This is a genomic window from Streptomyces atratus (assembly GCF_014648655.1).
Taxonomy (GTDB): Bacteria; Actinomycetota; Actinomycetes; order Streptomycetales; family Streptomycetaceae; genus Streptomyces; species Streptomyces atratus.
On the sequence record NZ_BMRN01000062.1, the window covers coordinates 1 to 13,589 of the forward strand.

Annotated in this window: 11 protein-coding genes and 1 pseudogene; 4 read left to right on the forward strand and 8 right to left on the reverse strand. The window is 70.2% G+C overall.

Going from position 1 to position 13,589, the window contains the following annotated elements; all coding sequences use genetic code 11:
• Nucleotides 1-317: 317 nt before the first annotated feature.
• Nucleotides 318-590 (forward strand): annotated as a pseudogene (locus IEZ15_RS39300) (ABC transporter ATP-binding protein); the annotation flags it as partial.
• 87 nt (nucleotides 591-677) lie between these two features.
• Here the strand turns inward: IEZ15_RS39300 and IEZ15_RS39305 are convergent.
• Complete coding sequence (locus tag IEZ15_RS39305) at nucleotides 678-4,427, reverse strand: S8 family peptidase (RefSeq protein WP_308427491.1); 3,750 nt, start codon at nucleotides 4,425-4,427, stop codon at nucleotides 678-680.
• Between the two features lie 890 nt (nucleotides 4,428-5,317).
• On the opposite strand from IEZ15_RS39305, the gene IEZ15_RS45820 reads away from it, so the two are divergent.
• Nucleotides 5,318-5,566: a helix-turn-helix domain-containing protein gene (locus IEZ15_RS45820; protein WP_308427492.1), complete on the forward strand. Its 249-nt coding sequence runs from the start codon at nucleotides 5,318-5,320 to the stop codon at nucleotides 5,564-5,566.
• Nucleotides 5,567-5,750: 184 nt separating this feature from the next.
• Here the strand turns inward: IEZ15_RS45820 and IEZ15_RS39315 are convergent, their stop codons facing one another.
• The 4 genes from IEZ15_RS39315 to IEZ15_RS39330 form a co-directional block, all read right to left on the reverse strand.
• The gene (locus IEZ15_RS39315) at nucleotides 5,751-6,173 is read right to left on the reverse strand and encodes a hypothetical protein (RefSeq protein ID WP_189281800.1); all 423 of its coding nucleotides are present in this window, start codon (nucleotides 6,171-6,173) and stop codon (nucleotides 5,751-5,753) included.
• 140 nt (nucleotides 6,174-6,313) lie between these two features.
• Nucleotides 6,314-6,460 (reverse strand): hypothetical protein, encoded by a 147-nt coding sequence (locus IEZ15_RS39320; RefSeq protein ID WP_189281801.1) that lies wholly within the window; start codon nucleotides 6,458-6,460, stop codon nucleotides 6,314-6,316.
• Nucleotides 6,461-7,029: 569 nt separating this feature from the next.
• Nucleotides 7,030-7,476, reverse strand: coding sequence for a VOC family protein (locus tag IEZ15_RS39325; RefSeq protein ID WP_189281802.1), 447 nt, complete (start codon nucleotides 7,474-7,476; stop codon nucleotides 7,030-7,032).
• A 49-nt stretch (nucleotides 7,477-7,525) separates the two neighbouring features.
• Nucleotides 7,526-8,374, reverse strand: coding sequence for an alpha/beta fold hydrolase (locus IEZ15_RS39330; RefSeq protein WP_373302727.1), 849 nt, complete (start codon nucleotides 8,372-8,374; stop codon nucleotides 7,526-7,528).
• Between the two features lie 435 nt (nucleotides 8,375-8,809).
• Here IEZ15_RS39330 and IEZ15_RS39335 point away from each other — a divergent pair, with 435 nt between their 5' ends.
• Nucleotides 8,810-9,709, forward strand: a complete 900-nt coding sequence (locus IEZ15_RS39335; protein ID WP_229846434.1) for an SGNH/GDSL hydrolase family protein — start codon at nucleotides 8,810-8,812, stop codon at nucleotides 9,707-9,709.
• 376 nt (nucleotides 9,710-10,085) lie between these two features.
• On the opposite strand, the gene IEZ15_RS47455 is transcribed toward IEZ15_RS39335, so the two are convergent.
• A complete protein-coding gene (locus IEZ15_RS47455; protein WP_189281804.1) occupies nucleotides 10,086-10,259 on the reverse strand; it encodes a DUF4259 domain-containing protein in 174 nt (57 codons plus the stop codon).
• A 10-nt stretch (nucleotides 10,260-10,269) separates the two neighbouring features.
• On the opposite strand from IEZ15_RS47455, the gene IEZ15_RS39345 reads away from it, so the two are divergent.
• Complete coding sequence (locus IEZ15_RS39345; protein ID WP_189281805.1) at nucleotides 10,270-11,010, forward strand: class I SAM-dependent methyltransferase; 741 nt, start codon at nucleotides 10,270-10,272, stop codon at nucleotides 11,008-11,010.
• Between the two features lie 460 nt (nucleotides 11,011-11,470).
• Here IEZ15_RS39345 and IEZ15_RS39350 read toward each other — a convergent pair whose 3' ends face one another.
• Together IEZ15_RS39350 and IEZ15_RS39355 are read right to left on the reverse strand one after the other, a co-directional pair.
• A complete protein-coding gene (locus IEZ15_RS39350) occupies nucleotides 11,471-12,433 on the reverse strand; it encodes an RNA polymerase sigma factor (RefSeq protein WP_189281806.1) in 963 nt (320 codons plus the stop codon).
• A gap of 157 nt (nucleotides 12,434-12,590) precedes the next feature.
• Nucleotides 12,591-13,493: a Bax inhibitor-1/YccA family protein gene (locus IEZ15_RS39355; RefSeq protein ID WP_189281807.1), complete on the reverse strand. Its 903-nt coding sequence runs from the start codon at nucleotides 13,491-13,493 to the stop codon at nucleotides 12,591-12,593.
• Nucleotides 13,494-13,589 lie beyond the last annotated feature (96 nt).

The following is a 13,589-nucleotide window of genomic DNA, read 5'->3' on the forward strand; positions in this document are numbered from 1 at the left end:
TGCCGGTAAGGAGCTTCCAGGCATTTCGGACCGTGCGCGTTAGCGATATATGCGGCAAAGCATGTCGAAACGTTCGACGCGAACCAACATCAAACGCCCACTGATGACACATGTGTTCTTGATGCCGACGCCACTGCCGTGAGGTCGAGTCGTGCCGGCGATCTCGTACTGGTGGGCCGTACGACGGTGGGGTCGACCGGCACCGTCCGGCCGATGTCATGTCCGACGCCACCGTCGTCTGCTCGAACCTCTCCTTCGCGTGGCCCGACGCCACCCCGGTCTTCCACGACCTGTCCTTCATCGTGCCCCCGCTGTAGCGCAACCTCGGCACGCACAGCGGCGGCCAAGTCGTCTCTCTCGGCCTCGACGCGCGGCACAAGCTCTATGACGTGCTCGGGGACTTCACCGGCTGCCTGCTCCTGGGGCAGCCACGACCGCGCGCTGCTCGACGGCATGGAACGCATCGCCGAACTCGGCAGCCGCGAACTGCGCCTTTACCGCGGCGACTTCACCGAGACGAGGAGGCCGTCCGCACCGAGCAGGAGGTCGCCGAGAAGAACGTCCGCAATACCGAGCAGGAGCTGAAGCGCCGGGCCACGCTCGCGACCGGCCGTGCACTGATCGCGAGCGTGCGGGGCTGAATGTCGACAACCGCTCCGGCCCCCGTTGACAGGGCGTCAACGCAGCCCGACGGCGCGGGATACCGTCTGTGTCACCGTGTTGCCCGCCGTGTCACCGGCGCCGACCCGCAGCGAGACGTAAGCGGCACCGCGCGGCGCGTCCAGCACGAAGCGCCCACGAACGCGCTCCCGCAGCCGCTGCCAACGGTGTCCGTCGTCGTACGACACCTCGACGGCGAGCCGGTCGACGCGGCCCGCGCCCGTAGCCCCGGGCAGGTGCCGCGCGGTGACCGCCAGGCCGGCGTGCCTGCTCGTCCGGCCCACGCCGTCCGTCGCGATCACGTAGTCGAGTTGCAGCAGCGGCAGCACCGCGTGAGTGTCCGCGGCCGGGGCCTTCGAAGTGAAGGACCACTCTGTGCGAACGCTGGGGCTGTAGGGGCTGACGGTGGCGTCCCGACTGTTCTCCACGACCAGCCGGTAGGGCAGCGACCCCGCCGAGGGCGCGTCACCCGCGACAACGGTCGTGGTGCCCCGGCCGAGGACGGTGGAAGCCTGGAACAGCGTGAGGGTCTGGCTGGTCCGCTCGTAGTCCATGGACATGCCGACGTGGTCGCCGCCGCCCCAGCCCGGTATGTCGGCGCTCAGCCGGTCGCCGGTCCGGCTCGGCGACTTGTAGTTGTCGTTGAGGTAGGGACGTGCGACCGGCCTGAACCACTCCTGCGTCTGCCGGCTGCCCGCCCGGTAGACGCGTCTGGGCTCGATCTCGTACAGCAGGTTGTCGACGTACGCCTCCTGGCCCCAACGGTTGTCGCCGGTCGTGGAGACCCAGTCGGTGCGGTGACCGTTCACCGGTTCGCGCATCGTCGTCCCGATGCCCCAGTCGGAGTACGAGGGCCAGTCGAAGCGGTACTCGCCGCCGCCACGCGTCGGGTCCGGGCTGTCGAAGGACACGTCGATCCGGGCCAGATTGTGCGGGCCGCCCCGGACGACCATGTCGGCGGGGATCTCGTTGTGCCAGGTCTGCATCAGGTCGTACACGTACGGGCTGGCGGGCACGGAGGTGACCGTGAGGGTGTTCCGGCCGCGCCGTACCTGGTCGGTCAGCTTCTCTCCCTCGTCCGGGCTCAGCAGGGCGACGTCGAGCGGGGCCGGGGTGAACGGGTCGCTGCCGTAGTCGCGGAGCTGCCGCCCCGGCTGGTCGTTGACGACCAGCAGCAGCCGCGCTCCGGCCGCCGCGGCGGCCCGCGCCTGCTCGTTGTCGCCGACCTCGTCGGTGCGGCGCACGACGACCGCCTTGCCGCGCGCGTCGAGCCCCGCGTAGTCCGCGGTCGCCCCGTCACCCGCCAAGACCACGTGCAAAGTCCGGCGGCCGGCGGGCAGCGGGGTCACGGCCGCCTGGCGCAGCACGTCCGTGAAGTCGGTGGAGACGGTGGAGACGCTGAGGGCGGGCTCCTCCTTGCGCCACCGCGCGGCCAGGTGGAAGTCGCCGTGCCGCACCGGTTCGGTGGTGGGCTGCGCCCACAGGCTGTCATATGCGGTCTGGGTCTCCAGGAAGTCGCGCCAGACCGCGCCCCCCATCGACCGGTTGTACTCCAGCCGCTGGTAGGTGGTCTCGGACCGCCGGGGTGTCGTCATGTCGATCCGGCGTGTCTTCGCCGCGTCCAGCGTGACGGTGGTGTCGCGGTCCAGGGACACCTCGGGGTCGCCGAGCAGCGCCATGCCCAGGGAACGCGAGCCGTGAACGCCCTGGACGGCCTTGAAGGCCAGCACCGAGTACATCTCGTCCGGCAGAAACGCCTCCGCGGTGCCCGACTGGTCGACGACGAAGAACATCGGGTCGTACTCGCCCGACTTCAGGACCTGGACGACGCCCGGCATGGGGTCGCCGTGGGCATCCCTGAGTACCAGCTTCAGCTTGTGCGCCACGTCGCCGAGTGAGACGGCGGTGTGCGCGACGGGCCGGCCCGTGGGGTCGGCCGCGAGGATCTGCCCGCTGTAGCGACCGTTGCCTGGTGCCCGCGCGGCGTCAATGGTGACCGTGACACCTGCGCTGCCGTGCGCGGGCACGACCACCCGGTCCGCCGACAGGTCGAACAGCCCGGCGGGGGCGTTCGGCGCCGCCACCGACAAAGTGAGCGTGACCGGCGCGGCCGTGGTGTTGGTGTACGTCACCGGACGCCGGACCGCGCTGCCCGAACCGCCTCCCGGGATCCGTCCCGCGTATGCCGTCGCCGACGCGAACATGGTCGCCCGTACGGCCGCCGCCGCGTCCAGGCGCCCGCTGCCGCCCTGGAAGGCGTCGTACCGCGGGGTCGGTACGGAAGTGCTGGTGATCAGGTCCTTCAGCTGACCACCGGACAGCTCCGGGTGGGCGCGGGCCAGAAGGGCGGCAGCGCCGGTGACGTGCGGGGCTGCCATGGAGGTGCCGCTGAGCGTCTGGTAGCCGCCCGTACCCTCGGGCGCGTACCGCGAGCGTGCGGCGAGCACGTCGACGCCGGGCGCGGTGATCTCCGGCTTCAGTGCGCCGTCACCCACGCGCGGCCCCTGACTGGAGAAGTACGCTACGGAGTCCGTCGCGTCGACCGCGCCCACGGTCAGCGCCGCGTCCGCGGCACCGGGACCGCCGATGCTGTCGGGGGTCCCGGTGTTGCCCGCGGCCGTCACGAACAGGGTGCTCGTCTCGGCGCTGAGCCGGTTCACCGCCTCGCTCAGCGGATCGGTCCCGTCGGACGGTGTCGACGTACTCAGACTCAGGTTCACGACCTTGGCGTGCTGGTCGCGGGCAGCCCACTCCATGCCGGCGACGATCCAGGAATCCTGGCCCCAGCCCTCGTCCGTGAGCACCTTGCCGATGTGCAGCGAGGCCCCGGGCGCGACCCCGCGCTCCTTGCCGCCGGAGGCCGCGCCCGTCCCGGCAACAGTCGAGGCGACATGGGTGCCGTGCCCGTTGCGGTCCTCGACGTCCTCGTCCGGTACGAAGCTCCTGGCTGCAGCTATCCGGTCCTTGAGGTCGGGATGTCCGGTGTCCGCCCCCGTGTCCAGGACGGCGACGTCGACGCCTTCGCCGGTGTCGCCGCCCGCCCAGACCTCAGGGGCGCCGATCTGTGCGGTGGTGTCGGCGAGGTCCGCCGTCACCTTCCCGTCCAGCCAGATGTGGGCGATGCCCCGGCCGAAGACGCCTTCCTCCCGGCCCGGGGCGGCTCGGGAACCGGACGGTCCGGTGACAGCGGCCCAGAAGTCGGCGGCCCGCGCGCGGTCCTGGGCGAGGACGGTGCCGTGCAGGCTGTCGAGGTCCCTGAAGCGCGTGGTGCCGGCCGGCGGCGCGCTCCGCCGCGGTCCGGCGGAACCGGAGCGGTAGGAGACGATCAGCGGCAGCCGGTCGCGGCCGGCGTCGTCGTACCCGGCGGCGACCAGGCCGCTGATGTCGAACAGCCGCCGGTCAAGGGTGCCTTGAGCGACGTAGGGCAGGGCGGTGTCCGGGTACACGTACAGGTCGCCGCCCGCCTCGGTGACGTGGGCCTCGGCCGGTCCGCCGTCGGGGCCGGTGACCAGGACCGTCCCACCGGACGAGCCGGCCCCGGCGGACTGCCGGGTGGTGACGACGTCACCGGTGATCAGCGTGATGGTGTGGGTACCGGGCGGCACACGCTGTACGGCCGGAGCGTCCGCCGTCGCCCGCGCCATGGCGGGCGCCGCGGCGGACGGGGCTACGGGCGCTTCGGCGGCGGTGGCGAGCGGAGCCGGCAGGGCGAGGACAGCGACACACGCCAGGGCCGGAACGGAGCGGTATCTGAGACGTCTTCTCACAGTGCCTCACGGGTTCGGGGAGAGTCCGGTGACCTCCTGTGTCACCGACGGCTCCGGAGACCTGCTCGGCCGTCCGGCGTCGCAAACCCGGTCCGACACATGTGTTGGGTCCGTGGGCTCCTCCCGGCAGTACGGCCGTCACCTGCGCGGTCGTGGCAGGACGGAGTGTTTCGGGCGGGACGATGGGGGGATGTGTCACGGGGTACGTGTCACGGGGTACGCGTGCTCCACTTCTGGCTGGGTGTGCTTGCGCACGTGTCCGGCTGCAGGCCGGTGCCGTTCGAGGTCCGCATGCCCCTCGGAGCCCGCGGCGCTGGGTCAGCCCGATCCGGCCGCCCCCTCAGGGCAGTCGACGAAGCCGGCCGAGCCGGAGGTCGGTGACTGCGCCGAGGAGCCGTCCGTCCTCCGTCGAAGAGGGCGCCAAGGGCTCGAACAAGCCCGTGTCACGTACGAGACGCACGTCGCCACCTGCAGCCGCTGCCCGCAGCCCGGCAGCGGCTACGCGTCGGGAAAGCTCCTCAGACATACCTACAACAACCTGCTCGGAGCGGCGGTGCGGTCCCGTGCCACTTCGTCCGACGATTCCGGTACGCCCTCCTGAGACCTGCCGCCCGGCGGGGAAGCTGCCTGCGAACTGCCTGGTTCTGCCGACACCTGTCAGGTGGGATGGCCACCAGGCAAGAGAGCGTTCCCACTCATCCGGCGGGACCGTTCGACGTACTGGAACGGGGTCGCCCATGAATGCTCGGACCGAGGTCACTCTTCTCGTGACCGGAGGAACCGATCGCCACGTACCGCCGCTCGTCACCCCAATCCCCCGGCAGCGGCCGGGAGCGGCCGGGCTCGTGGGGCGTGACCGCGGACCGCGGGAGCCGGACACGAAGTCACCGGTGCCCGGGAAACGGGCAGTAGGCGGTACCCCGGACGCGTTGCGGCCGCGAGGTGCCGGTGACCTGCTCAGTCCGCAGGAACGGCGGATCGCCGAACTCGCCGGCCGTGGACTGTCCAACCGTCAGATCGGCGAGGAGCTCGGTCTCCCGCCCCGGACCGTCGGGACCCGTCTCTACCGCGTCTTCTTCCGGCTCGGTGTGTCCGCGCGGACGCAACTGGCCGAAGCTCTGCGGGACGACCGCGTCTGACGTACGCGGCCAGCGGCGTCCGGTCCGGTCGGCGAAGGTCTGCGAGCGGCCCGGAGTCGCACCCGTCCGGGATCGGGGCCATCGCCCGCACGGGCTCGCACCGGCGGACCGCTGCCGGACCGTACGGAGTCGTCCGGTGTGGTGCGCGACACCTGCGCGTCCGGACGCGGCTGTGGCCGGGGTCTCAGCCGCGGGAGCCGTCCGCCTCGGGCGTGCCCGACGGAAGGGCCGCCGTGCACAGTTCGCGGATGCTGACATCGGCACCGGCTTCGAGTCTGCGGAAGACCCAGTCGATGGGACAGCACTCCCGCGCGTCGGGCAACTGGACGACGAGGGGGAAGGCGTCCGCTGTGTGGCGCCAGGTCCCACCGGCGTAACGGGTCAGGATCTCGCCGACGTAACAGCCGAAGGCGACGAGTGATTCGGCCATCTCCTCGCTGGTGGCACCGTCGGTCCGGAAGCCGTCGACGATGTCCTCCACCAGATCGATGCTGGCGGGACTGTAGTCCAGCTCGACACCACTGATGTCGGCCGCGGCCTCGACGATGGCAGCTGCGAACCGAGGCGCGCTGTCGGGCTCCAGGGGGTGGTGCAAGTGCAGCTGCATGTTCGTCCTCGGACTGTCGCCGTCAATGTCGTCGAGGCTAGCTGGAGAACCTCGGCCGAGCATGCCCCTCAGCATAAGCATTTGGTCACCGACGTGTCGTGACACGCAACAGACACCTTACGGGGTGATCGGGCGCGGGTTCACGCGGGCACATGTACGTGGCACACACAGCCGGCCAGATCACCGATGGCGAAAGCGGTCACCAGGTCGCTCACCACGAGGTCCGGCACCACATCGGGCAGGGCCTCATCCTCGGGTGACCTGCGCGGAGGTATCGACTCGGTCATGTCCGAAGTGCAGTACACACATGTGCGTAAGAGGGATATATGCACGCCGAGTGGACATGTCACATACGCGACTGTCGCAGCCCCGGCGTCGACAGCAGCTCGGCCGGCCTGCTGCGAACGTCTGGCACGGGACACCGCGCGCTGTGCACTGGCGGACACCACCGCACAGCGACGGTGAGTTCGGCAACCCCCAGGCGTGCTGCGTAGAAGTCACGCTGAGCAACGGGGCCACGTCAGGAGCAAGTGGACCTCTGTGGAGTAGATGAAGGCCGCGGACGCACCCATGAGTCCGTTGTTCCGTCAGATACCGAAGAGCCCCGCCGGAGCACTCCGGCAGGGCTTCGTCGTCTTGCGCGCTCTCACACAAGTCTCACCAACTGTGCGGACTCCCCCGGACTGGGAGGCCTTGAACTGGCATTACCCACCTGTCGTGGATCGGCTGGACGCCCTTGGACGGTAGTTACGACCTGTGTGGGGTGGGGCCGGGATGCCGGGGCAAGGGGCGCGCGCACGAAGCGGCCGGGATGGCTGCTGTGGCGGCCGCCCTCCGGGTGTCGCTGTGCTCGTCGTCAGCGGCCGGGCGCGCGTTCGGTGACCTCTTGCAGGAACCACTCGTTGCCGTCGGGGTCGGCGAACGAGGCGAAGGAGCCGTAGCTGGCGCGCTCCGGCTGGAGTCCCGGAACCCGGTCGGTCCGGCCCGCATGGTGGAAGGCACCGGTGGCATCGTGGAACGGGCCGTCGACGTCGACACCGCGCGCGGTCAGTTCCCCGACCGCCTGCTCGATGTCGGTCACGATCAGGTGCAGCCCCTGGGCCGAACCCGCAGGGGCGGTGGTCAGGCCCTCGCCGAAGATGACCGAGCAGGCGGAACCGGGGGGCGTGACCTGCACGATCCGGTAACCGTCGTCGATGGGGTAGTCGGCGTCGGCGCGGAAGCCGAGCGTGTCGACGTAGAAGCCTTTGGCCTTGTCGACGTCGGAGACGGGGATGACGACGACTTCGAGTCTCAGGTCCATGGCCGTGCTCTCGCTTTCGATATGTTCGCTGTCGGGTGGCGCCGGTTCGCTATCGGGAGGCGCGCGCGGCTTCCTCGACGACGCGGGTGACGACGCCGGGGTGGGAGACGGCGACGGAGTGGGAGGCGGCGACCTCGGTGATGTGGGCGTTGGCCCGCTCGGCCATGAAGCGCTGCGCGGCGGCCGGGATGTTCAGGTCCTGGGTGGTGACGATGTCCCAGCTGGGGATGGTCCTCCAGGCGGCCACGGTGGCCTTCTCCTCCAGCGCGGCCTGGGCGATGGGACGCTGGCCCGCGGCAGCGAGGGCGGCCTTGTTGCGCGGGACGTCCGCGGCGAACTGGTGGCGGAACTTGTCCTGCTGGATGTAGAGGTCGGTGCCCTGGGTGCCGTCGGGGTTGGTGACGGGGACCGGGTCGAGGGCGTCGGGGAGGGTGGAGCCGGGGTACTTGTTGGTCAGCTCCAGCGCGGTCTCGCCGGGTGCGGGCAGGAATGCCGCCACGTAGACGAGGGCCTTGACGTCGGGGTCGTTCGCGGCGGCCTCGCTGATCACGGAACCGCCGTACGAGTGGCCGACGAGGATCTTCGGGCCCTTGATGTGGTCGAGCAGGCCGCGCAGGGCGGTGGCGTCGTTGTGGGGACCGCGCAGCGGGTTCGCGGCGGCGACGACGGGGTAGCCGTCGTCGCGCAGCCGGGAGATCACGCCGTTCCAGCTGGAGGAGTCCGCGAACGCGCCGTGCTCCAGCACGACGGTGGGCTTGGGCTCGTGCTTGCCGCCCTTGGCGACGGCGTCGGCGCCGGCTGTGCCGGCCAGGGCGAAGCCCCCGAACGCGGCCCCCGCGACGACGGCCGCCGCGGCCCCGGTCAGCACCCGCCGCTTGCCTGCTCCCTTGTTGTTCAACACGACAACAAATCCTTTCGTCAGTGAATCGGTAAGCACCCTGCGTGCCGTCACCCATTTGAATGGTGACTAGCTTGCCAGACTTGACGTCACCTATCAAGCCAGTGATTTTGGCAGGGCATACACGTGTGCGTACGGGACACACTCTCGCCGATGTACCGGCCGCCTCACATCAGTCACTTGACGGTCGGCGGAGGGCGGCCGAATGCCGTGCACCCCTCAGGGCTGAAGTCATTCGACGACGAACCACACAGCAACCGATTCGTTATCCGGGCCGCCGATCCCCGGACGGGACGGGACACGTGCAACAAGTGGGGTCCCCGACTGCGCCCGTGTGCCCGGTATTCAGCGCCCTGTCGGCGCGCCGGAACCGGACCGCGGAACCAGCTCCCTTCCGATTGGGGCCGGGGATCGACTACGAGAGGAAAGATCTTGATGAGACGCCTTCCCACCTCCGGCGCGAAGCGCGCCCTGGCGATGGGTGCCGCCCTGATCAGTGGCGTCGCCGCCCTGGCCACGGCCCACCCGGCAATGGCGAGCACGACCGCACACCACCCGCACCGCGTGGACTACGTCGCCCTCGGCGACTCCTACGCCTCCGCGCCCCTGGTCCCGGACCAGATCGACGCCGACTGCCAGCGCAGCAGCAACAACTACCCCTCGCTGGTGGCGCGTTCCTCGGCGGCGACGACGCTGACGGACGTCACCTGCTCCGGGGCGACCACCGCCGACATGACCACCCCGCAGGGAACGGCGGCGCCGCAGCTGGACGCGGTGAACCGGCACACCGATCTGGTGACCCTCACCATCGGTGGCAACGACATCGGCTTCACCACGGTGATGGGCACCTGCGCGAAGCTGTCGGCGACCGACCCGGCCGGCGCCCCGTGCCGCGACCACCTCACCGGCTCGGGTACCGACCGGGTGACGGAGTCGATCGCCGCGACCGCGCCGAAGGTCGCCGCGGTGATCCGCGGCATCCACCACCGCGCGCCGCACGCGAGGGTCGTGCTGGTCGGGTACCCGGACATCTTCCCCGAGGACGGAGTCGGCTGCACCAGCGCCTCCGTGCCGCTGGCCGCGGGCGACTTCGCCTACCTGCGGGACAAGGAGAAGGAGCTGAACTCCATGCTCGCCCGCCAGGCCCGGCTCGGTGGTGCGAAGTACGTGAACACCTACGCCCCGACGGTCGGGCACGACCTGTGCGCGCCCGCCGGCGAGCGGTGGATCGAGACCTTCGCCCCGCAGAGCCCGGCGGCTCCGCTGCATCCCAACACCCGGGGCGAGAGTGCGATGGCCACGGCCGTCAAGCTGGCTCTGGCGCACCGCCACTGACTCACGCGGCGGTCCCACCCCGGTAGGACCGGTCCGCATGCCAAGAAGCCCGGCCGGGCTACGTCCCAGCCGGGCTCTTTCATCTCGTCGGTCGTTGGGCACCATGGGGAAGGGCGGCTCGTCCTCGGTCATCTGCCGCAGCGGTCGGCGAGTTCAGACGTTTCGGCGACGACCCGGTCCAGAGCATCGACTGAGAGCGTTCGGAGGCCTGCGGGGAGCTCTGGGATCGGTTTCGAGGGGCCGCAAGGTTGGACACGTCGGTTCACCGTCAGGGTGCTGTGCGACAAATATGGCCACCGCGGCCACGGCTCGTTCGGCGTACACGGCGTCCAGTTCGTCGGCCGAGTTGGCGGCGCGCGTTTGAGCACGCTGCGGATCACGGACTCGCGTTCTTCAACGGATACGAATCCAAGTCACCGCCGAAGTCGGCGGCGGTGTCGTTGTCGAAGGGTCCGATGTCGCAGGTGCCTGCATGATCTCCTCCCGTGGCTGTCCGGGCACCTTCGCACTGGCCACCGACAGGCCGGCTGAGAGCTTTCGTGAGCGACACACTGTCCGCTGTGACGACTTACGACACCATCGGTGCGAGTTACAGCAATGCGAGACGGCCGGATCCTCGGATTGCCGCTCGGATCCATGCAGCCCTCGGCAACGCTGCCACAGTGATCAATGTGGGAGCCGGCACCGGCTCCTACGAACCGCCGCAAACGCTGCTTGCCGTGGAGCCCAGTGCGACGATGATCGCCCAGCGGCCGACGGGTTCAGCGCCGGCATTGCAGGCATCGGCGGAGTCCATACCGATCGCAGACGACTCCGCCGACGCGGTGATGGCAGTCCTGACTGTGCACCATTGGGCCGATCTTGAGGCCGGTGTCAGGGAACTGCGGCGGATTGCGCGGCAGCGCATTGCGATCTTCACCTGGGACCAGGACGTCAGCCGAAAGTTCTGGCTGCTCGATGAATACTTGCCCGAGGCGGCCGCGTTCGACGAAGCGCGCGCCGTCGCGATCGACCGACTGGCCGGGCTGTTGGGAGGTGCCCATATCGGGATCGTCCCGATCCCGCACGACTGCACGGATGGGTTCGCTGCTGTGTACTGGCGACGGCCTGAGGCATATCTCGATCCAGCGGTACGGGCAGGGATGTCCAACCTGGCTTTGGTCGGGGAGAAAGCCCTCCATGCCGGTTTGGCTCGATTGTCCGACGACCTGGTCTCCGGTCGCTGGAGGGAGCGCCACGCCGATCTGCTTGATCGAGAGACCCTTGACGTCGGATATCGGCTTCTCATAGCCGACCTGTAGTCGATCCACTCCTGGCAGTTCCGCCAACAAGCCGGCACACCGAGGCCGGTACCCCCGATGGGGCGCTCACCTCGGCCATGCCAAGCCCGCCCGCTCTCCGACGGGTCGAGCCGATGCCCGTCCTCGTCGTCCACCGTGGCTCGGAGAATCCGACGGTCCCGGATCGGACACGGGTCCAGATCCTCTGGTCCGTCAAGCCTGTCGGGGCCCGCCGTACGATCCGCATCCGATGTCGTTCACACCACCGTCCGGGCCCTCCATCACTGCCAGGCAACCCACGGAGTGGGGCCAGAACAACTTGTCGGAGCCAGGTCGGCGCCTCTCGCCCGGGCCCCTCTCACCCCAGTGGCCCCACTTCCAATGTCGAAGTGGGGCCATGCCAACGACCTGTCACAATCACACACGTGTGACACGTGTGTGGCGGCCCGAACGGTTCAGCGGAGCAGGCTGAAGCGCGTGGTCAGGCCGTCGCCTGAACGGTCGAGGCAGGACGGGGGGTGTGGTAGAGACTCACCCGATCGATCCGCCCCCCTTCCAGGGTCATGATCCATGCCACTCCCGGAGGGCAGTGGTCCGGCGCGTCCGGCGGGTTGGCGAGGTCCATCTCCCAGACCACGAGCGAGCGGCCGGCGATCACGTTGGCGGGATGCTGGCGAACGCCGGCGGACAGGTCGCCCTCCATGCCCGCCACCAGCAGCCCGCTCCCGCCGAGTCGCCGGCCGGCGCTCAGCAGGGTCACTTCGGGCGTGTAGCGGTCGGCGACCACCTTGTCGTACTCCCCGCGTTCCGCGGCGGCCAGGGTCTCGTGCACCTCCAGCCATCCCTCCTCGGTCCGCCGCCGGACGTCCTCGTGCGCACCGGCCGCGGTGGCCTCAAGGGCCCTGGCCAGACCCGCACGGGCCTGGTTGAGCCGGCTGCGGACCGTGCCCACGGGTATCCCGCACGCCTCGGCGATCTGCTGGTAGGAGGTGACGCCCGTGGAGAAGTAGCGCAGCACGACGGGGAGCCGCAGCGCCGGGGACAACTCCTCGACAGCCTCCCAGATCCAGTCGCGCAGGGCGTGCTTGTCCAGTACGTGCTCGGGGGTGGTCAGCGCCGGCGGCAGCGGCACTTCCGCCAGCGGCTCGGTCCGGCGCGCCGCGCGCAGCACCGTCCGGCTGCCGTTGCGCACCACCATCCGCAGCCAGGCCCCCACGGCAGCCGGGTCGCGGACGTCACCGATACGGCGCAGCGCCACCAGCGCGGCGTCCTGCATCACGTCGTCCACGTCGGGGCCTGGACCCAGCAGGCTCAGCGCCACCGCCCGCATACCGGGACGGTGGCGCTCCAGCAGCAGCCCCAGCGCGGTCACATCGCCCCGCTGGGCTGCCCGGGTCAGCGCCGTGTCCTCGGCGCGCTCGACATCCTCCAGCACCCTGGTCATGGCCCGCCCCGCCCTTTCCGCCCCATCGTTCCCGGGGCCGGTGTCTTCGATACTCGCACACGTGCCTGGGAGCGATGACGTCTACCGTTCTCGCCCGCCGTGTCTGCCGATGCCCCGGCGGGATCCGCCGTTCCCCTCGGGGAACGGCCGGTAGGTGTCAATCGTCGCTCTGAAGGATCGACAGTACCCGGAGGGCCTCCAGGTAGATCCACACCAGAGTGGTCACGAGACCGAAGGCGGCGAACCAGGAGTCCTCGCGGGGGGCGCCGTAGGCGATGCCGTCCTCGACCTGCTTGAAGTCCAGCGCCAGGAAGGCCGCGCCGAGCGCGATACCGATGACACCGAACAGGACGCCGAGGCCACCGCTGCTGAAGCCCAGGCCGTCGTCGGCTCCGAAGGCCGAGAAGAGCGCGTCCGCCACCAGCAGCAGGAAGCCGGTCGCCGCGGCCGTCACGAACCCGAAGAACCGCTGGGTGACACGTATCCAGCGCCGCTTGTAGGCGATGAGCACACCCGCGGAGACCGCCATGGTGCCCAGGACCGCCTGGACGACGACACCCGGCGAGATCCAGGTCGAAGTGGCGCTGGAGACGACGCCGAGGAAGACACCCTCGAAGGCCGCATACCCCAGGATCAGCGCCGGGGAGGGTGTGCGGCGGAACGCCTGGATCATCGAGAGGGCGAACGCCACCAGGGCGGCGCCGACAGCGATGCCGTAGGAACTGGCGATGCCGGTGCTGTCGACGGGCAGCAGAACCCAGGACAGTACGGCGGTGAGTACGGCGGTGAGGACGACCGTGCCGAGTGTGGCGGCGGTGCGGACCACGACGTCGTCGATGGTCATCGCGGTACCAGCGGTGCGTGCGTCGGCCTTGGAGTCCCAGGCTGCGGGCTCGGCGAAGGGGTTGGTGACGTAGGGGTTGGCGGGTGCCGCGCCGAACGGGTCGGCGCCCGGAGCCGCACCGACAGCCGTCGGCTGGGGCTGCCGGACGGCGGACCCGGCCGAGCCGTCGCCGCGGCGGAAACGCCGTCGGGAGAAAGCCGGGTTGCTGCTGCGCATGTCGTTCCCTCCCGGGCCGCGATCCGGTGCGGCCCGTGCCATGAGTCGAGTGCTCGCGGGAGGGGCGGGGCCGGTGGCCCGGCCCCTCTCCGGCCA